At 69.8% G+C, this 18,757-nt stretch carries 19 protein-coding genes; 8 read left to right on the top strand and 11 right to left on the bottom strand.

All coding sequences use genetic code 11. The features are described from left to right. Nucleotides 1-142: 142 nt before the first annotated feature. The gene (locus tag HV783_RS07615) at nt 143-1,105 is read left to right on the top strand and encodes a LysR family transcriptional regulator (protein ID WP_175188911.1); all 963 of its coding nucleotides are present in this window, start codon (nt 143-145) and stop codon (nt 1,103-1,105) included. On the opposite strand, the gene HV783_RS07610 is transcribed toward HV783_RS07615, so the two are convergent. The 7 genes from HV783_RS07610 to HV783_RS07580 all read right to left on the bottom strand — a co-directional run bounded on the left by HV783_RS07610 (nt 1,092) and on the right by HV783_RS07580 (nt 7,049). Continuing rightward, the gene (locus tag HV783_RS07610; RefSeq protein WP_020927230.1) at nt 1,092-1,436 is read right to left on the bottom strand and encodes a hypothetical protein; all 345 of its coding nucleotides are present in this window, start codon (nt 1,434-1,436) and stop codon (nt 1,092-1,094) included. The two genes, HV783_RS07615 and HV783_RS07610, sit on opposite strands and share 14 nt — an antisense overlap. 74 nt (nt 1,437-1,510) lie before the next feature. Then, complete coding sequence (locus HV783_RS07605) at nt 1,511-1,903, bottom strand: PPC domain-containing DNA-binding protein (protein ID WP_006387040.1); 393 nt, start codon at nt 1,901-1,903, stop codon at nt 1,511-1,513. Nucleotides 1,904-1,905: 2 nt separating this feature from the next. Continuing rightward, entirely contained in the window at nt 1,906-2,469 is a 564-nt protein-coding gene (locus HV783_RS07600) for a PCC domain-containing protein (RefSeq protein WP_049054485.1), read from the bottom strand. 58 nt (nt 2,470-2,527) lie between these two features. Next, nucleotides 2,528-3,292: an SDR family NAD(P)-dependent oxidoreductase gene (locus HV783_RS07595; protein WP_054504074.1), complete on the bottom strand. Its 765-nt coding sequence runs from the start codon at nt 3,290-3,292 to the stop codon at nt 2,528-2,530. Between the two features lie 84 nt (nt 3,293-3,376). Then, nucleotides 3,377-5,008 carry an acyl-CoA synthetase gene (locus HV783_RS07590; RefSeq protein ID WP_175188910.1) on the bottom strand — a complete coding sequence of 544 codons (1,632 nt, stop codon included), beginning with the start codon at nt 5,006-5,008 and terminating at the stop codon, nt 3,377-3,379. Further along, complete coding sequence (locus HV783_RS07585) at nt 5,005-6,177, bottom strand: acetyl-CoA acetyltransferase (protein WP_175188909.1); 1,173 nt, start codon at nt 6,175-6,177, stop codon at nt 5,005-5,007. The genes HV783_RS07590 and HV783_RS07585 overlap by 4 nt, the downstream gene beginning before the upstream one ends. A 44-nt stretch (nt 6,178-6,221) precedes the next feature. Then, nucleotides 6,222-7,049 (bottom strand): IclR family transcriptional regulator, encoded by an 828-nt coding sequence (locus HV783_RS07580; protein WP_240317412.1) that lies wholly within the window; start codon nt 7,047-7,049, stop codon nt 6,222-6,224. A gap of 235 nt (nt 7,050-7,284) precedes the next feature. On the opposite strand from HV783_RS07580, the gene HV783_RS07575 reads away from it, so the two are divergent. The 3 genes from HV783_RS07575 to HV783_RS07565 all read left to right on the top strand — a co-directional run bounded on the left by HV783_RS07575 (nt 7,285) and on the right by HV783_RS07565 (nt 12,502). Next, nucleotides 7,285-8,298, top strand: a complete 1,014-nt coding sequence (locus tag HV783_RS07575) for a TRAP transporter substrate-binding protein (protein ID WP_064522872.1) — start codon at nt 7,285-7,287, stop codon at nt 8,296-8,298. Next, nucleotides 8,295-10,187: a TRAP transporter large permease gene (locus tag HV783_RS07570; protein WP_175188908.1), complete on the top strand. Its 1,893-nt coding sequence runs from the start codon at nt 8,295-8,297 to the stop codon at nt 10,185-10,187. Before HV783_RS07575 ends, HV783_RS07570 begins: the two co-directional genes overlap by 4 nt. Before the next feature lie 416 nt (nt 10,188-10,603). Then, nucleotides 10,604-12,502, top strand: a complete 1,899-nt coding sequence (locus HV783_RS07565) for an ABC transporter ATP-binding protein (protein WP_175188907.1) — start codon at nt 10,604-10,606, stop codon at nt 12,500-12,502. A 38-nt stretch (nt 12,503-12,540) separates the two neighbouring features. On the opposite strand, the gene HV783_RS07560 is transcribed toward HV783_RS07565, so the two are convergent. Further along, nucleotides 12,541-13,170, bottom strand: a complete 630-nt coding sequence (locus HV783_RS07560; protein WP_175188906.1) for a LysE family translocator — start codon at nt 13,168-13,170, stop codon at nt 12,541-12,543. A 135-nt stretch (nt 13,171-13,305) separates the two neighbouring features. Between HV783_RS07560 and HV783_RS07555 the strand changes: the two genes are divergently transcribed. Then, nucleotides 13,306-13,788 (top strand): Lrp/AsnC family transcriptional regulator, encoded by a 483-nt coding sequence (locus HV783_RS07555; protein WP_054504066.1) that lies wholly within the window; start codon nt 13,306-13,308, stop codon nt 13,786-13,788. Here HV783_RS07555 and HV783_RS07550 read toward each other — a convergent pair. Continuing rightward, complete coding sequence (locus tag HV783_RS07550; RefSeq protein ID WP_144655114.1) at nt 13,745-14,449, bottom strand: DJ-1/PfpI family protein; 705 nt, start codon at nt 14,447-14,449, stop codon at nt 13,745-13,747. The two genes, HV783_RS07555 and HV783_RS07550, sit on opposite strands and share 44 nt — an antisense overlap. On the opposite strand from HV783_RS07550, the gene HV783_RS07545 reads away from it, so the two are divergent. Both HV783_RS07545 and HV783_RS07540 read left to right on the top strand, forming a co-directional pair. Beyond that, the gene (locus HV783_RS07545; RefSeq protein WP_082401991.1) at nt 14,444-15,418 is read left to right on the top strand and encodes a GlxA family transcriptional regulator; all 975 of its coding nucleotides are present in this window, start codon (nt 14,444-14,446) and stop codon (nt 15,416-15,418) included. The genes HV783_RS07550 and HV783_RS07545 overlap by 6 nt on opposite strands. Beyond that, nucleotides 15,415-15,795 carry a hypothetical protein gene (locus tag HV783_RS07540; protein ID WP_054504064.1) on the top strand — a complete coding sequence of 127 codons (381 nt, stop codon included), beginning with the start codon at nt 15,415-15,417 and terminating at the stop codon, nt 15,793-15,795. The genes HV783_RS07545 and HV783_RS07540 overlap by 4 nt, the downstream gene beginning before the upstream one ends. 45 nt (nt 15,796-15,840) lie before the next feature. Here the strand turns inward: HV783_RS07540 and HV783_RS07535 are convergent, their stop codons facing one another. Next, nucleotides 15,841-16,563 carry an SDR family NAD(P)-dependent oxidoreductase gene (locus HV783_RS07535; RefSeq protein ID WP_175188905.1) on the bottom strand — a complete coding sequence of 241 codons (723 nt, stop codon included), beginning with the start codon at nt 16,561-16,563 and terminating at the stop codon, nt 15,841-15,843. Next, a complete protein-coding gene (locus HV783_RS07530) occupies nt 16,560-17,564 on the bottom strand; it encodes a Bug family tripartite tricarboxylate transporter substrate binding protein (protein WP_175188904.1) in 1,005 nt (334 codons plus the stop codon). Before HV783_RS07530 ends, HV783_RS07535 begins: the two co-directional genes overlap by 4 nt. Nucleotides 17,565-17,722: 158 nt before the next feature. On the opposite strand from HV783_RS07530, the gene HV783_RS07525 reads away from it, so the two are divergent. Further along, nucleotides 17,723-18,757 carry a cyclase family protein gene (locus HV783_RS07525; RefSeq protein ID WP_054504061.1) on the top strand — a complete coding sequence of 345 codons (1,035 nt, stop codon included), beginning with the start codon at nt 17,723-17,725 and terminating at the stop codon, nt 18,755-18,757.

Genomic DNA, 18,757 nt, shown 5'->3' with positions numbered 1-18,757 from the left:
TCTCCGTATCGAATGGGACCGCGCCGCGAGCCTGCCGCGGGCGATGGCGGCGCCTCTGCCGGGCGCCGTCCGCGGACCATCATACGGAGGCCCAATCTATAATTCCAATGCATTTGATTCATATGATTCATGCGGTTGGCACATGGACTTCCAGAAACTCAAGCACCTGCTCGCCGTGGTCGAACACGGCACCTTTTCGCGCGCCGCCGACAAGGTCAACCTGTCGCAACCCGCGCTCAGCCGCAGCATCCAGGCGCTGGAGGCCGAGCTTGGCCTGCCGCTGCTGGACCGCGGCACCCGCCAGGTGCGCCTCACGCCTTACGGCGCCTGCGTCGCGGAACGCGCCCGCCGCATGCGCTACGAAGAAGCCGAGCTGCGGCGCGAGCTCAAGACACTGGCCGGCGGCGAATCGGGCACCCTGTCTATCGGACTCAGTCCCACCCCCGCCTCGCTGTTGCTGACGCCGTTCCTGGCGCACATGGCCGCTCGCCATCCGCAGGTGCGCGTGGCGGCCGAACTCGGCACCACCGCCACCCTGCTCGATCTGCTGCGCGCCGAACGCATCGACGCCATGGTCTGCGACGCCCGCATGCTGTACGGCGCCGCCGACATCGAGACCCGGCCGCTCGCGCCCCTGCGCGCCGGCATGGTCTGTCGCAAGGATCACCCCATCCTGGCCCACCGCCGCCCCACCATCGATCACATCCGCCAGTACCCCGTCGCCTCCAGCACCCTCAGCCCCGAGGTCGCCCTGCGCCTGGCCGAAACCCTCGGCCCCGCCGGCGCCCCCGAGCAGATGGTCAGCGTGCGCTGCGAAAGCCTGGCCCCCCTGGTCCACCTGGCCCTCGCCACCGACACCCTGCTGCTGGGCGTCATCTGCGTCACCCGCCGGGAGCAGCAGGCCGGCCAGCTCGTGGAAGTGCCGCTGCCGCCCGATCCCCAGCGCCAGGGCCACTACGTCCTCGCGCGGCTGGCCGGCCGCAGCCCGCTGAAGGCGCAGGACGCGCTCTACAGCTACACGCAGCAGTGCTGGAGCGGCTTTGCCGGATTTCGCGCGAAGCAGCCGGCGGCGCGGCCGCGGCCAGGGCCGGTCAAGGACCCGTGACGCGCGTGATCCAGTACGGCGCGAGATAGCCGAGCAGGACGCCCAGCGCGACAGCCAGCAGGTAGCCGTCGATGCCGGCGCCGAGCAGGGCCGCGACCAGCAGGCATCCCGCCACGGCGCAGCCGACCTGCCACAGCGCCGGATAGCGGAACGCTTTCGGCTCGATGGCCGGCGCCCCGATCGCGCCGAAGATGGCGCCGGTCAGCGCCAGCCAGATCACGCTTTCCAACGAATAGCCCGTGGTCCAGCCGCCGACGACGGCAAACAGCGCGGCGAAGATCAGGCAGGCCGCAAGGGCCAGTCTGATGCCGGCCGACAGGGTGCGTTTCATGTCATTTTCCTTGGCGCATGGGTGGCCAAGTGTATCCGTCCCGGCCGCCGCATCGCGCCTCACCCGTCCGCGCCTCAGCCGCCGTCCGGCAGCCACTCCTCCAACGTCACCTCGAACGTCATACAGACAGGGTTCGCCCCAGGGACGAACACCCCGCCGTGCACCCGCCCCGCCGGGTCCGCCACCACCCCCGACAGCGAGGCCACCACCGACCCGTCCGCCTGCGCGCGCACCTCTCCCGCCAGGCTCACGATCTCCACCGCCGGCCCCTCAAGCTGCCGCACCTCCCCGCCCCGCGCATACAGGCAGGCATCCACCAGGCTCCCCAGCGCGCCGCGCACGAAGGCATTGCGAAACCCCTCCGCCAGGCACAGCTTCTCGACCCCCTGCACCAGATCCTCGTTGGGCCCGATGCGCGCATACGCCACCCGCCCCATGCTTCCGCTTTCGACCTCGGCCGGCATCATCGTCAGATCTCCCGCGGCTGCAGTAGCCGCAAATTGGTTTCGGCGTCATAAGTGGCGCGCAGTTCGAAGCCTTCCAGCGCCGTCACCAGCACCGTCACCGGCCCCGCGCCCACGATCGATGTCTGCGGAATCAGGTGCCCGCCCAGCAGCGCCCCGCCCTGATCGCAGAACGCGGCGTGACAGTGCACCAGCGGCTCGCCGTTGTCGCCCTTGCCCAGCGTGGCGTTGCCGAAGATCAGCGTGGCCGCGCCCGCCGCGATCGGCGCGGTGTACGCCACCACTCGCAGATGCGCCGGGTCCGGCGGCGCGGTGCAGTAGTCGAGATGGCTGAATTCGCCGCTCAGCAGCGTCATCGAGGCGTTCTCCACGCCCAGCGGCGCCAGGCCATTGACCAGCGCCTCGAACAGGCTGGCGCCGGGCTGCAGCGCCAGCCGGACATGGCGGCCGCGCCGCGCGCAGCGGCTGTGTATCCGTACCGGGTTGAAGGCTCCCGGGTGTATCAGCGTCCTGGGGCGGGGCAATACTGGTGATCCCCGCAACGAACGATCCACGGTGGTGGTTCGCATGATGTGCACTCCGTGCGCTTGTGGCGCAAGATGGGAATGAAAGCTGAAAACGCGGGCGTCAATGCACCGCCGGCAGCATGCCCGCCGCGGTGAAGCCGCCGTCCACACAAATCACCTGCCCCGTCACGTAGCTGGACAGCGAATCGTCGAGCAGCCAGCCGATGGTGCCGTTCAGTTCCTCCGGCGCGGCGTAGCGATGCTGCGGCACCACCTGGCGCCAGGCCGCGCGCGCCTCGTCGGTATGCATCTGCCCCACCAGCGGCGTCTCGATCGGCCCCGGCGCCACCGCGTTCACGCGGATACCGTACGCGGCCAGTTCCACCGCCATCACCCGCGTCAGCGTCACCACGCCTCCCTTGGAAGCCCCGTACGCCGCGCGGCCCGCGTTGCCGCGGATACCCGACACGGACGCGATGTTGACGATCGAGCCGCGGCCGCGTTCGCGCATGCGCCGGGCCGCCTCGCGCGCCACCACGAACGAGCCCACCAGGTTAACTTCCAGGATCCGCCGCAGCAACGCCGTGTCCGTCTCCAGGAACGGCACATCGCGGCCGATGCCGGCCGAGTTGACCAGCCCGGCGATCGGACCGAAATCGGCTTCCAGTCGCGTCATGACCTCGGTCACCTGCGCCTCGTCGGATACGTCCAGCCGCACGCAACCCAGGCGTTCCGCGGGCGCCAGGCCCCGCACCTCGTCCAGCCGTTCCTGCGACACGTCCGCCACCAGCACCCGGCGTCCCGCGCCCAGCAGGCCCCGCGCGACGGCCAGGCCGATGCCCGACGCGCCCCCCGTGACCAGCACCGCTTCCTGCGCTCCATCCATGATTCGGTCTCCTCGTTGTCTGCTCGCAATGTGTTCGCGATGTCCGCACCCTCTTGCGCGGCCGCCGCGCGGCGGCCCCGTTTCCTAAGCGGGCGCCAGGCAGCCCCGCTCGCGCAGGGCCTCGCGCACCAGCTTCTTGGTGATCTTGCCGTAGCCCGACCGCGGCAGCGCATCCCAGAAGAACACCTGGCGCGGCAGCTTGTAGCGCGCCATGCGCGATCCGAGCCAGGCCAGCAGGGCCTCCTCTTCCAGTGTCTCGCCGGGTCGCAGCACGCACACCATCACCCCCACCTCGCCCCACACCGGGTCCGGCACCCCCAGCACCGCCGCCTCCGCGATCGCCGGATGCGCCAGCACCTTTTCCTCGACCTCGCGCGGATAGATATTGGAGCCGCCCGAGATGTACATGTCGGATTCGCGGCCGGTGATGTAGAGGTAGCCCGCGTCGTCCAGGTAGCCCAGGTCGCCGGTGCGGAACCAGCCGTTGCGGAAGGCCTTGGCATTGGCGCCCGGGTTGTCGTAATAGCCGGCGAACACCGCCGGCCCGCAGACGCAGATCTCGCCCGTCCGGCCCGCCGGCAACGGATTGCCGGCCTCGTCCTGGATGCTGACCTGCATGCCGATGCGCTCGTAGCCGCAGGTGCCCACGCGAGCCTCGGGGCCGTCGCCGTCATGGTGCTGCTCCGGCGGCAGCACGGTGATGTTGCCCGTGACCTCGCCCAGCCCGAAGTACTGCACCAGCACCCGGCCCAGCTTGGCCAGCGCGCGCTTCTGGTCTTCGCGGTACATGGGCGCGCCGGCGTAGATCACGTAGCGCAGGCTGGAGTGGTCGAAGGCGTCCACCGCCGGGTGCTCGACCAGCAGCTTGACGATGGTCGGCACGGTGAACATGTTGGTCACCCGGTGCGCCTGCACCAGGCGCCAGGCCTCTTCCGGGTCGAAGCGCTCGCCCTCGGGCAGCACGGTGGCGGCGGCGCGCGCCACCTGGGTCAGGAAATGGATGCCCGCGCCATGCGACAACGGCGCCACCACCAGGCTGACGTCGTGCTCGGTGGTGCCCGGCATCAGATCGCACAGGTGGTTGGTCAGCACGAAGGCCATCTGCCCATGCGTCAGCACCGCCGCCTTCGGATGGCCGGTGGTGCCGGAGGTAAAGAAGAACCAGCAGGGATCGTCATAGTCCACGTCGGCGCAGGCCGCCGGCGCGTCATCCAGATGCGCCGCGATCAGGGAAGCGGTGTCGGCCTCGCCGAACTCGCCGGGACCCAGCCGCGCCAGCAAGGCCAGGTCGGGCATGGCCTGCGCCACGGCCGCCGCGTGCCCGGGGGACTGGCCTTCGCACAGGAAGGCCTTGACCCCGGCCGCCCGCGCCAGATAGACCGCCTCGTCCGGCGAGATGCGGCAATTGGTCGGCACCCAGACCGCGCCCAGCCGCAGCACGGCGAACAGGGTTTCGGCGAACGCGAAGCTGTTGCGCGCGTGCACCAGCACCCGGTCGCCCTTGCCCACGCCGCGCTCGGCCAGCGCCCGCGCCAGGGCGGCCGTGCGCGTGTCCAGCTCGCGCCAGTTCAGGCGGGCCTCGCCGCAGACCAGCGCTGCGCGCGTGGGGTGGCGGCGCGCCGCCTGCACCAGGAAATGCGCCAGGTTCATGGCCCGGCGCGACACCGGCGCCACCCCGCCCGGCGGCGCCAGGGCCTGCTCCAGCGGGCCGCTCATTTGACGCGCTCCAGGATGCTGACGTAATTGGCCACGGCCGCGCCGCCCATGTTGAAGACGCCGGCCAGCGTTGCGTCCGGCACCTGCATGGCGCCGGCCTCGCCGGCCAGTTGCAGACACGCCATGACGTGCAGCGACACGCCGGTGGCGCCCACCGGATGGCCCTTCGCCTTGAGCCCGCCCGACGGGTTGACCGGCAGGCGTCCGCCCTTCTGCACCCAGCCTTCCCGCAGCGCCCGCACGCCATGGCCGCGCGGCGCCAGGCCCATGGCCTCGTACTCGATCAGTTCGGCGATGGTGAAGCAGTCATGCGTCTCCACCAGGCTCAGGTCATCCAGGGTCGCGCCGGCACCGGCCAGCGCCTCGCGCCAGGCGCGCGCCGCGCCCTCGAACGCGATGGGATCGCGCCGGCTCAGCGGCAGGAAGTCATTGACGTGGCGCCGGGCGCGAAAGCCGATGGCGCGGCGCAGGCCCGCCGCGGTTTCCGCGTCGGCCAGCACCAGCGCCGCCGCGCCGTCGGAAATAGGCGAGCAATCGGTACGGCGCAACGGCGCCGCCACATAAGGGTTTTTCTCGGAGACGGTATTGCAAAACTCGAAGCCCAGGTCCTTGCGGATCTGCGCGTAAGGGTTGTCCAGCGCATTGGCGTGGTTCTTGGCCGCGATGCGGGCCAGCGCCTCGCCGTGGTCGCCATGGCGCTCGAAATAGGCGGTGGCGATGCGGCTGAACACGCCGGCAAAGCCGCCCGGCAGGTTGGCCTCTTCCTTGCGATAGCTGGCATTGAGCAGAATGTCGCCGGTGTCCTCGGTGGAACGCGCGGTCATCTTCTCGGCCCCCACCACCAGCGCCACGCGGCCGCGTCCGGCCTCGATGAAATCCATGGCCGCGTACAGCGCGGCCGAGCCGGTGGCGCAGGCATTCTCCAGCCGCGTCGCCGGCACATACGCCAGCGCCGGCTCGGCCAGCGCCACCAGCGCCGCCTGGAAATCCTGTTTCTGGAAACCGCTGTTCATGACGCCGGCATAGATGCCGTCCACCGCCTCGGGGCTGATGCCCGCGTGGTCGAGCGCGGCGCCGGATACCCGCGCCATCAGGCTTTCGGTGTCGGGGTCGTCGAGTTTGCCGAACGGGGTGTGCGACCACCCCACGATGACGGCACGCTTGCTCATTGCTGTCTCCTCTGTTGGCAGCCCCGCCCCGCCGGCACGGCGGATCAGGGCCTGGGCTTGGCGGCCTGCGGGCGCGCCCGCGCCTCGCGGCCTGCCGGGTTGGCCTGCGCAAGCAGGCGTTTGGCCTCGCGTGACAACAGCTTGGCCAGTTGGAACTGTCTTTCCTCGTCCATGCGCGATTCGACCGCGGCGATGCTCAGGGCGCCCAGCACGTGGCCCTGCTCATCGCGCAGCGGCATGCCGATGCCCCACGAGCCCGGCACCACCAGGCCGCGGTTGACGGCATAGCCCTGCTCGCGCACCTCATCGACCAGCGTGCGGATCAGCGCCACGGAGTAATGCGGATAGCGCCGCTCGATCAGGGCCGCATTGGCCTGCAGGCAGGCATCGACCTCGTCGTCGGGCAACGCCGCCAGGATCGCCAGGCTGCCGGCGCCGATGCCCAGCGGATGCCGGTCGCCCGGCAGCAGCACGTGGGTCTTGAGCGGATAGTCGCCATCCTCGCGCAGCACGCAGACCGCGAACACGTCGCGGCGCAGTGAAAAGAAGGCGGAATCGCCGCACTCGTGCGCCAGTCGCGCCACCACCGGCGCGGCCAGCCGGTTGATGCCGAAGCGCTCGCTGGCGATGTTGCCCAGCACGTGGCATTCGGGGCCCAGAAAGTAGCGGCGGCTGGCCAGGTCCTGTTCGACCATGCCTTCGGCGGCCAGGGCGGCCAGGATGCGGTGCACGGTGGGCTTGCTCATGCCCGTGTCGCGCGTCAACGCCAGCAGGCCCGCGCCTTCGCCGCGGGTGCGCGACACCGCGCGCAGCACCAGCATGGCGCGGGATATCGCCTGGGCGCCACCGACCTGGGATGAGGTCTCCGTCACGTCTCCGCCTGTGTTTTCATCAGGTCCATTTTGTGGACCATCAATATGATTTTGTTTTTTCATTCTGCACCAGTTTTATTGATTTACGCTAGTGAATCAATGTGATTAAATGAATTTAAGGGTAGTACGCAGGTCCACATAATGGACCTCATGCAAAGATAAAGCAACAGGCCTGGCAAGGCGCTTTATCCGGCCGTCCTCGACGGCGGCCGGATCTCATAACCAAGGAGACAGCATGAACACGACTCGACGCAACCTCATGCGCGCCGCGGGAGGCGGCGCGCTGCTCGCCCTGGCCCCGTTCCAGCGCACGCTGGCGGCGCCCCAGTTCCGTTACAAGTACGCCAACAACCTGCCCCCCTCGCACCCGATGAACCTGCGCGCCAACGAGGCCGCGCAGAACATCCTCAAGGACACCGGCGGCCGCTTCGAACTGGCGGTGTTCCCCAGCAGCCAGCTCGGCTCGGACACCGACACCCTGAGCCAGTTGCGCGCCGGCGCCGTCGAGTTCTTCACCCTGTCGGGCCTGATCCTGTCGACCCTGGTGCCCAGCGCCTCGATCAGCGGCGTCGGCTTCGCCTTTCCCGACTACGCCGCGGTCTGGAAGGCCATGGACGGCGACCTGGGCGCGCACATCCGCGCCGACATCAACGCCAAGGGCCTGTTCGTCATGGACCGCATCTGGGACAACGGCTTTCGCCAGGTCACCACCAGCTCGCGCGCCATCAGCGGCCCCGGTGATTTCCGCGACCTGAAGATCCGCGTGCCGGTCAGCCCGCTGTGGACCTCGATGTTCAAGGCGCTGGGCTCGTCGCCGGCCAGCATCAACTTCAACGAAACCTATTCGGCGCTGCAGACCCGCGTGGTGGACGCGCAGGAAAACCCGCTGGCCATCATCCAGACCGCCAAGCTGTACGAAGTGCAGAAATACTGCTCGATGACCAACCATATGTGGGACGGCTTCTGGTTCCTGGGCAACCGCCGCGCCTGGGAAAAGCTGCCGGCCGACATCCGCGAGGTCGTCGCCAAACACATCAACGCCGCCGGCATGGCCGAGCGCGCCGACGTGCTGGCGCTGAACAACCAACTGCAGGCCAAGCTGGCCGAGGAAGGCCTGACCTTCAACACGCCCGACCCCGCGCCCATCCGCGACGCGCTGCGCCGCGCTGGCTTCTATGCCGGCTGGAAGGAAAAATACGGCGACAAGGCCTGGGGTCTGCTGGAGCAGGCGGCCGGGAGTCTGTCATGAGGGCTGCGCTGACGCATCCGGCGGCGCTGCGGGCCGAGGCGGGTCCGGCGCCCGGCGCGCGCCGCCCCTGGGCCATCACGCTGGACAACGCCCTGGGCCACCTGGTGGAGATTCCCGCGGCCATCCTGGTGGTCGCGGAGATCGTCATCCTGTTCTCGGGCATCGTGGCGCGCTACGTGCTGCACACGCCGCTGGTATGGTCCGACGAACTGGCCTCGATCCTGTTCCTGTGGCTGGCCATGCTGGGCGCGGTGATCGCCTTTCGCCGCGGCGAGCACATGCGCATGGGCGCGCTGGTCAACCACGCCTCGCCCGGCGCCCGCGCGCTGCTGGACATGGTGGCCGTGGCGGCGGCGCTGGCGTTCCTGCTGCTGCTGCAGGCGCCGGGCTACGAGTACGCCTCGGAGGAACAGTACGTCACCACCGCCGCGCTGGAAATCCCCAACGTCTGGCGCGCCGCCGCCTTGCCGGTGGGCACCGCGCTGATGCTGCTGATCGCGCTGCTGCGGCTGGTCGAACGCGCGCAGTGGCGCGTCACCGGCCTGGCGCTGCTGCTGGTCGGCGGCGTGGTGGCCGCCATGACGGCGCTGCAGCCGGTGCTGGCGGGCCTGGGCAACCTCAACCTGCTGATCTTCTTCGTCGGCGTGGTGGCGGCCACGGTATTCGCGGGCGTGCCGATCGCCTTCTCGTTCGGGCTGGCCACCTTCGGCTATCTGTCGCTGACCACCGACGTGCCGATGATGGTGGTGGTCGGGCGCATGGACGAAGGCATGTCGCACCTGATCCTGCTGGCGGTGCCGCTGTTCGTGTTCCTGGGCGTGCTGATCGAGATGACCGGCATGGCCAAGCGCATGGTGGCGTTCCTGGCCAGCCTGCTGGGGCATGTGCGCGGCGGCCTGTCGTACGTGCTGATCGGCGCCATGTACGTGGTCTCGGGCATTTCCGGCGCCAAGGCCGCCGACATGGCGGCGGTGGCGCCGGTGCTGTTCCCGGAAATGCGCGAGCGCGGCGCCGACGAGGGCGACCTGGTGGCGCTGCTGTCGGCCACCGGCGCGCAGACCGAGACCGTGCCGCCCAGCCTGGTGCTGATCACCATCGGCTCGGTCACCGGCGTGTCGATCACGGCGCTGTTCACGGGCGGCCTGCTGCCCGGGCTGGTGCTGGGCGTGATGCTGTGCCTGGTGGTCTGGTGGCGCAACCGCCGCGAAGACCTGAGCGCGGTGCGCAAGGCCAGCGGCCGTCAGATCGGGCGCGCCCTGCTGGTGGCGCTGCCGGCGCTGGCGTTGCCCTTCGTGATCCGCGCGGCCGTGGTCGAGGGCGTGGCCACCGCCACCGAGGTCTCGACCATCGGCATCGTCTACGCCGCGCTGATCGGGCTGCTGGTCTACCGCTGCTTCGACGTCAAGCGGCTCAAGCCCATGCTGGTCGACACCGCCTGCCTGTCCGGATCGATCCTGCTGATCATCGGCACCGCCACCGCCATGGCCTGGGCCCTGACGCAATCGGGCTTCTCGACCCAGCTCGCGCAAGCCATGGCCGGCCTGCCCGGCGGCGCCGCCACCTTCATGGCGGTGTCGATCGTGGCGTTCGTCATCCTGGGCAGCGTGCTGGAAGGCATCCCCGCCATCGTGCTGTTCGGGCCGCTGCTGTTCCCCATCGCGCACCAGATGGGCATCCACGAGGTGCACTACGCGATGGTGGTGATCCTGTCGATGGGCCTGGGCCTGTTCGCGCCGCCATTCGGCGTCGGCTACTACGCCGCCTGCGCCATCGGCCGGGTCGCGCCCGAAGCCGGCATCCGGCCCATCCTGGGCTACCTCGGCTCGATGGCGGTCGGCATCGTGGTCATCGCCGCGGTGCCGTGGATCTCGACCGGGTTCCTGAAGTAGCCCGCCTGGTCGGCCGCCGCGCCTTCGCGGCGGCCGACCCTTCAGCCATTGCGCCTGGCGGCCGGACGCCATCGCCGTGGGGAAAAACCCACACGCCGGCAATCCCCCACCGTCCGCGCGGTTGATCCGCCTACACCACTTCTATAGAATCTTCAATTCGGGCCTGTGCCCATTCTTTTTTCCCTTCACCTACACCTGGGAGGCGCAAGATGATGAATCCGCATACCGCCATCCCGCGCGTATCTCCGCGACGCCATTAAGTCGTCGCCCGCGCGGCCCCATCGCCAGACTACCTGGCGACTGGTCCGCCGTGCCCGCCCCAAACCCCTGAACGCAATGCCCGCGCCGTGAGGCGCAGGTCGTATCACCCTCTTCCCACAAGGAATCCGGCGCCTTCGCGTTGCCGGGCGATCGCAATGAATCGAACAAAAATCGATCTGCGAGGACAAGCCTTCAAGGACGTCCTCGGCTTTACCTTCCGCTATTGGCGCGCCCAACCCTGGCGCACCGCATTGATCGTCGGGCTGGCGCTGCTGTCGGCCCTGGCCGACGTGCTGACCCCGCTGTACGCGGGCCGCCTGGTCGACGCCGTGGCGTCCGGCGCCGCGGCCGACCAGCAGGCCTGGAGCGCGGCCATCACCGCGTTCTGGCTGCTGATCGCGCTGGGCATCGGCGGCACGCTGCTGCGCCAGGGCGTGTTCCAGAACATCATCGTCTTCACCCTGAAGATGATGAACGGCATGGTCTCCAACGCCTTCTACCGCGTGCAGCGCTTTTCGACCGACTGGCACGCCAACAGCTTCGCCGGCTCGACCGTGCGCAAGATCACCCGCGGCATGTGGGCGGTGGACCTGCTGAACGACACGCTGCTGGTGGCGCTGCTGCCCTCGGTCATCATGCTGGTCGGCGCCACCGTGCTGCTGGGCATCCACTGGCCGGTGATGGGCCTGGTGGTCGGCCTGGGGTCGGTGCTGTACATCGCGGTCACGGCGGCGCTGTCGCTGGGCTACGTGGCGCCGGCGGCGCGGCTGGGCAACGCCTGGGACACGCGCATGGGCGGCGCGCTGGCCGACGCGGTGAGCTGTAACCCGGTCGTCAAGGCCTTCGGCGCCGAGACGCGCGAGGAAGCGCGCCTGGAGCGCGTGGTCGACAAGTGGCGCCGCCGCACGCGCCGCACCTGGATCCGCGCCACGATCAACGGCGGCATCCAGGGCGCGATGCTGGTGGCGATGCAGGCCGGCATCCTGGGCGCGGCGCTGCTGCTGTGGTCGCGCAACCAGGCCAGCGTCGGCGACGTGACCTTCGCGCTGACGATGTTCTTCATGCTGCAGGGCCACCTGCGCGACGTGGGCATGCACATCCGCAACCTGCAGCGCTCGGTCAACGACATGGAGGAACTGGTGGCGCTGGAGAAGCAGCCGCTGGGCGTGGACGACCGTCCCGGCGCGGGCCGGATCCGCGTCACCGCCGGCGAGATCCGCTTCGAGGACGTGACCTTCCGCTACGGCCGCCACGAGGCGCCGCTTTACGACGGCTTCTCGACGCGCATCGCGCCGGGCGAACGGGTCGGACTGGTGGGCCATTCGGGATCGGGCAAGACCACGTTCATCAAGCTGATCCAGCGCCTGTATGACGTCAACGGCGGCCGCATCACCATCGACGGGCAGGACATCGCCCAGGTGAAGCAGGCCTCGCTGCGCAGCCAGATCGCGATCGTGCAACAGGAGCCGGTGCTGTTCCACCGCACGCTCGCCGAGAACATCGCCTACGCCCGCCCCGGCGCGACGCAGGCCGAGATCGAGCAGGCGGCGCGGCTGGCCAGCGCGCACGACTTCATCATGGCGCTGCCCAAGGGCTACGAGACGCTGGTGGGCGAGCGCGGCGTGAAGTTGTCGGGCGGCGAGCGCCAGCGCGTGGCGATCGCCCGCGCCTTCCTGGCCGACGCGCCGATCCTGATCCTGGACGAGGCCACCTCGAGCCTGGACAGCGAAAGCGAGGTGCTGATCCAGCAGGCCATGGAACGCCTGATGGTGGGCCGCACCACGCTGGTGGTGGCGCACCGCCTGTCGACGGTGCGCGCGCTGGACCGCCTGCTGGTGATGGACCGCGGCCGCATCATCGAGGAAGGCAGCCATGACCAGTTGATCCGCTTGAAGGGCGGCCTGTACCGGCGCTTGTTCGAGCGCCAGGCCCTGGAGCTGACCAAGGGCCTGACGCAGGCGGAGATGCTGGCCGACGGCGCGCGTCCCCTGCCGGCACGCGCCGACGACGAGGACCAGGACGAGGACGAAACGTCCCTGGCCTTCGGCAAGTAGGGAAAGGCCTGGCGCGGGTCAAGCATGTTTCGGCCGGCTCAGCGGCTCAGCGTCAACCGCAGGCCGAAAGCGATCAGGGCGCCGCCAAACGCGGCGCCCTGCCATTTCTGCACGCGCGGATGGACCGCCATCCAGCGCCCCAGCGCGCCGCCAGCCAGCGCGCACAATACGTCGAACGCCAGGCCCAGGCTCACCAGGATCACGCCCAGCAGGGCGAACTGCCGGCCGATCGGCCCTTGCGCCGGCGAGATGAATTGGGGCAGCAGGACCGAGCAGAACAGCAATGCCTTGGGATTGAGGAAGTTGGTCAGCACGCCGCTGAAAAACGCCGCGCCCAGGCCCGGCCCGTGCGCGGCCGCCTGCGCCGCGTGCGCCACGCCATAAGAGAGCGGCCCGGCGCGCAGCAATCGCGCGCCCAGCCAGATCAGATAGCAACCGCCCACGGTGCGCGCCGCGTCGAAAGCCCAGGGATGGGCCTTGAACAGCGCCGCCAGCCCCAGCGCCGCCAGCGTCACGTGAGCGGCGCGGGCGACCGCCAGCCCCCCGGCCACTGCCAGCGCCTGGCCGCGCCCGCGCAGGGCGCCGGTCTCGAGCAGCAGGATCATGTCCGGCCCGGGCACCACATAGACAATCAACAGTGCCCCAAGAAACAACGCCATATCGGCCATGATGCGCCACGCTCCGTGCTGCGGGAAATGGCGATCATTCTAGGGAAAAGGCATCGGCATGTGCTTGCTATTCATGCCAACCTGGATAACATGATTGGCATACTGAACCAATCAATCCTGCCTAATCCAAATTTCATGCCAAAACGCCAATTGGACGCCTATGATCGGCGCATTCTCGAGGCCCTGCAGCACAACGGCCGCCTCACCAACGTCGAGCTGGCCGAACAGATCGGCCTGTCGCCTTCCCCCTGCCTGCGGCGGGTGCGGCTGATGGAAGAGGCCGGCGTGATCCAGGGCTACGAGGCCCGGCTGGCGCCGGACGAGGTCGGGCTGGGCCTGACCGTGTTCGTCGGCGTCAAGGTCGAGCGCCACCACGAGCGCGACGCCGAGCAGTTCCGCAAGGAAGTCTGCGCCCTGCCCGAAGTGGTGGCGGCGCATTTGGTGTCAGGCGAATCCGACTTCCTGCTCCAGGTGGTGCTGCCCGACCTGCGCGCCTATGAACGCTTCCTGCTCGGCACGCTGCTCAAGCTGCCCGGCGTCAAGGACATCCGCAGCAACTTCGCGATCCAGACCGTCAAGCCGCAGAGTCCGCTGCCGCTGGACCACCTGGGACATTGAGCGCCGCCTGCCGCACCTTGGCGCTGCGCTGTTCGAAACGCGCCTGCGACTGCGACAGGTAGCGCTGCACGATGGCCGGTTCCGAGGTCCTGGGCGTGCCGCCGGGAAATGGCGGCTCGGGGTCGTATTCGATCTGAAGCTGGATCAGCTTGGCGACCTCGTCGCCGCACAGCGTGGCCACCACTTTCAAGGCCATGTCGATGCCCGAGGTGACGCCGCCGGCGGTGAAAACGTTGCCGTCCACGCACAACCGCGCATCGGTCGGCACGGCGCCGAAATGCGCCAGCAGTTCGCGCGCGCGCCAATGGCTGGAGGCGCGCTTGCCGCGCAGCAGGCCGGCCGCGCCCAGCAGCAGCGAACCGGTGCAGATGCCGAAGACGTAGCGCGCGCCCAACGCCTGCCGGCGCGTGAAGGCTACCCAGTCCGGGTCGAGGATGGCATCATCCGTGCCCGGCCCGCCGGGCACCACCAGCAGATCGCAGGGCGGCGCCGACGCCAGGGTCTGGGTCGGCACGAAACGCAGGCCGCGGTCGCTGCGTACCGGATCGGGCGTTTTTGCGACAAAATCGACGCTGAACCCGGGCGCGGCGGCGAGCACCTCGTATGGCCCGGTCATATCGAGCTGGGTCAGCCCTTCGAACAAGAGAATATTGACATGCACGACGATGCTCCTTCGCAGAACGGAACCGCCAGCGTAGCCCCAGGCGCCGGCGCGCGTGCGCCAAATACCCCCAAGATCGCGCCAAAACGCATCGTCTTCCTGCTCTACGACGGTTTCCAGCCGCTCGACCTGGCCGGCCCGTGGCAGGCCTTCAGCGGCGCCAACGAGGAAGGCGGCGCGGGCTATCAGTTGAGCACCGTCGCGGCGGCGCCGGTGGTCGCCACCTGGGACCAGGGCCTGCGCATGCAGGTCGACGCCACCTTCGCCGAGGACGACGACGCGCCGATCGACATGCTGTTCGTGCCGGGCGGCCCCGGCATCGATCAGGCCAGCGCCCATGGCGAGACACTGGCCTGGCTGCGCCGCCGCGGCCCGCAGGCGCGCCGCACCTGCAGCGTCTGCACCGGGGCCTTCCTGCTGGCCGCCGCCGGCCTGCTGCACGGCCGCCGCGTCACCACTCACTGGCGCTCGGCCGACCGGCTGCGCCAACTGTATCCGGGCCTGCGGGTGGAAGACGACCGCATCTTCATCGAAAGCGGCGTCGTCTGGACCTCGGCCGGCGTCACCGCCGGCATCGACCTGGCGCTGGCCCTGATAGAGCGCGACGTCGGGGCGCAGGTTTCGCAGGACGTGGCGCGCCGCCTGGTGGTGTTCATGCGCCGCAACGGCGACCAGCGCCAATACAGCCAGACGCTGCGGCTGCAGGATCGCGTGGCCGCGCCGTTCCGCGACCTGGTCGAGAAGATCGAGGCAAGCCTGTCGGCGCGCTGGTCGGTGGACGACATGGCCGATGCCTGCCACATGTCGCGGCGCACCTTCCAGCGCAAATTCGCGGCGCATTTCGGCGTGACGCCGAGCGAGGTGCTGCGCCAGTTGCGGCGCGAACGGGACGGCGCGCTGCGCGCCGCGGGCCGGACCTCCGACAGCGGGCCGCGCCATGTGTTCCGGGCCGCCCCACGCACGCCATGACCCCGCCCGCCTCCCCCTGTCCCGAATGCGGCCAGCCCCAGGTCATCAGCGAACAGGGGCTGAGCCTGATCGCGCGCTGTAGCGGCTGCGGCTGGATGGTGGCGACCACCAATCCGAACCACCCGATCATGGACCGCACGCCTTACACGCTGCGGGCGCGGCCCGGCGCCCTGGCCACGGCCAGCGCCATCGCCCGCCTGGCGGTGGCGCTGGGCATCGGCGTCAAGCGGGCGCGCGAGCTGATCGCCCAGGACCTGCCTGTGGCCGAGAACGTCCTGGCGCTGGAAGTCATCCGGCTGCACGGGGTACTGGCCGGCGCGGGGCTGCAAGTGGAGATCACGCCGGCCTTCCGCTGGCCGCTGGACCCGCGCGACTGACGCGGCGCCACCTGCCCGAGCCGCCCCCGGCTCCCCGTGGCGGTCCTACCCCGCCAGCCCCACCGACATGCCGCCGCAGACATACAGCACCTGCCCGGTCATGAAACCGGCGCGCCGGTCCAGGAACGAGGACACGGCGTGCGCCACGTCTTCCGGCCGGCCGATGCGGCCGACCGGAATGGCGGCTTCCAGCGCCACGGTCCTGGGGTCGCCCGGCGGGTTGGACTGGTCGAACAGCTCGGTGGCGATCGGCCCGGGCGCCACGGTGTTGACCGTGATGCCGGCCTTGCCCAGCTCCAGCGCCCAGGTGCGCGTCATGCCCACCAGGCCGGACTTGGTGGCGCCGTAGACCGTGCGGCCCGGCTTGCCCAGGCCGGCGCGGCTGCCGATGTTGACGACCCGGCCGTAGCCGGCCTGGCGCATGCCGGGCAGCAGCGCCTGCATCAACAGCAGCGGCGCGGTCAGGTTCACGGCCACCATGCGCGCCAGTTCATTCTGGGTCACGGCCTCGATGTCGGCGACCTGGATCATGCCGGCGTTGTTGACCAGGTGCAGCACCGGCCGCGCCGCCGCCAGCGCGGAGGCCGCCGCGGCCGTGGCGGCGGCGTCGCCCAGGTCCACCGACTGGAAGCGTTCGCCGGGCAACGCCGATTCCGGCGGCCGGCGGCTGAAATTGACGACCTCGAAGCCGTCCTGCAACAGGCGCGCGACGATGGCGCGGCCGATGCCCCGGCTGCCGCCGGTGACCAATGCGATGGGGGTTGTCATTGCGCGGTGATTCCCTTGTCCTTGATGAGGTCGCCCCACTTGGCGCGCTCCTGGCGCTCGAACGCGACCAGATCCGCGCCGAACAGCGTGCCGGGCCGGGCGCCCATGGTAGCGAAATTGGTGGCGATGGCGGGCGTGGCCAGGCCGCTGCGCGCCGCCTCGATCAGTTGCCGCACCACCGGCTCGGGCGTGCCGCGCGGCGCGTACAGCGCGAACCACGCCGTCACGTCGAAACCCGGCAGGCCGGACTCGGCCACGGTCGGCAGGTCCGGCAGCGACGGATCGCGCGCGGCCGACGTGACCGCCACGCCGCGCACCAGGTTGCCGTCCTTGATCTGCGCCAGCGCGCCGGGCAGGTTGTCGAACAGCAGGTCGACCTGGCCGCCGGCCACCGCCGGCAGCGACGCCGAGGTGCCCTTGAACGGCACGTGCAGCATCGTCACGCCAGCCATGGCCTCGAAATAAGCGCCGGTCAGGTGCACCGACGACCCCACGCCCGGCGAGGCGTAGGTCAGCTTCCTGTCCCTGGACTGGCGCGCCGCCTGGATCACGTCGGCCACCGTCCTGTAGGGCGACTTGGCGCTGACGGCAATGACGTTGGGCGTGGTCGACACCAGCGCGATCGGCACTAGGTCGCGCTCGGGATCGAACGTCATGTTGCTGTAGAGGAACTGGTTGATGGTCTGGGTGCCGATGGTGCCCAGGCCCAGGGTGTAGCCGTCAGCCTTGGCGCGCGCCACGTAGGCCATGCCGATGTTGCCGCCCGCGCCCGGCTTGTTCTCGACCAGCACGGTCTGCTTGAGCGCCGGCTGCAGCGCATTGGCGATGGCGCGGCCAAAAATATCGGCGCCGCCGCCCGGCGGATACGGCACGACCACGGTGACGGGATGCTCCGGATAACCGGCCGCCTGGACCGCAGGGATCGGGGCCGCGGCCAGCACGGCCAGCGCCGCCGCGGCCAGCGCGCGCCGCCCGGCGCGCCTGTGCAGGGAATGCGTCATGGATCTGTCTCCTCGCGAATCCGCTCGGGGCGGATTTCTTCTGGCTCCGCCTGGGGACGGATGCTGTCGATGGGCGTCCGCGGGATGCGGACACTTCCTATAGTACGTAAATACGTACTATATTCACAAGAACACGAAAAACACATTGGAGACAGACCATGAAACGCTGGACGCGCCGTCCCGAGGGATCGACCTGGGGCGACTTCGGGCCGGACGACGAGATCGGCCGCCTGAACCTGCTGACCGAAGAGAAAGTGCTGCAAGCGGTGCGCGAGGTGCGGGCTGGCAAGGTCTTCTGCCTGTCGCTGCCGCTGGACCTGCCCGGCGGCAACGTGCTCAACCCGCGCCGCCATCCGCCGCAGCTCAAGCCGACCTTCCGCGACGGCACGCCCTACCTGAACTTCGCCATGGCGCGCCTGCAGCCCGAGGCCGTGGACGTGCTGTCGGACGACCAGGTCACGCTCAGCCTGCAATACTCGACCCAGTGGGACGGCCTGTGCCACGTCGGCGCGCAGTTCGACATCCAGGGCGACGGCCAGGCCCGCCGCGTCTACTACAACGGTTATGCCGCGGGCGTGGACGTGTTCGGCGGCGATGATGCCGCGCCCGACGCCTGCTGCCCGCCGGGCGGCTCGTACGCGCGCAAGCTCGGCATCAACCGCTACGCCGAGAAAGGCATGCAGGGCCGCGGCGTGCTGGTCGACCTGGCGCGCGCCTTCGGCCCCGGCCGCACCCTGGTGGGCCATACCCAGCTACAGGCGGCGATGCGCGAGCAGCGCGTGGTGGTCGAGCCGGGCGACATGCTGGTGCTGCGCACCGGTTTCGCCGAGACTCTGGTGGAGATGGACGGCCAGCCCGACCCGCACCGCCTGGAGCAGACCGGCGCGGTGCTGGACGGCGCCGATCCGGCGCTGCTGGAATGGATCACCGACAGCGGCATCGCGGCGATCTGCGCCGACAACTACGCGGTCGAGGCCTATCCGGCCCGCACCGCCGGCCCCGGCCATTCGATCCTGCCGCTGCATCATCACTGCCTGTTCAAGCTGGGCGTGCCGCTGGCCGAGCTGTGGTACCTGAAGGCGCTGGCCGACTGGCTGCACGCGCAGGGCCGCACCCGCTTCCTGCTGACCGCGCCGCCGCTGCGCCTGCCGGGCGCCGTGGGCTCGCCCGTGACCCCCATCGCCACGGTGTAG

The organism is Achromobacter dolens, assembly GCF_902859745.1.
GTDB classification, from domain to species: Bacteria; Pseudomonadota; Gammaproteobacteria; order Burkholderiales; family Burkholderiaceae_B; genus Achromobacter; species Achromobacter dolens.
This window is presented reverse-complemented; position numbering and strand designations above follow the sequence as displayed.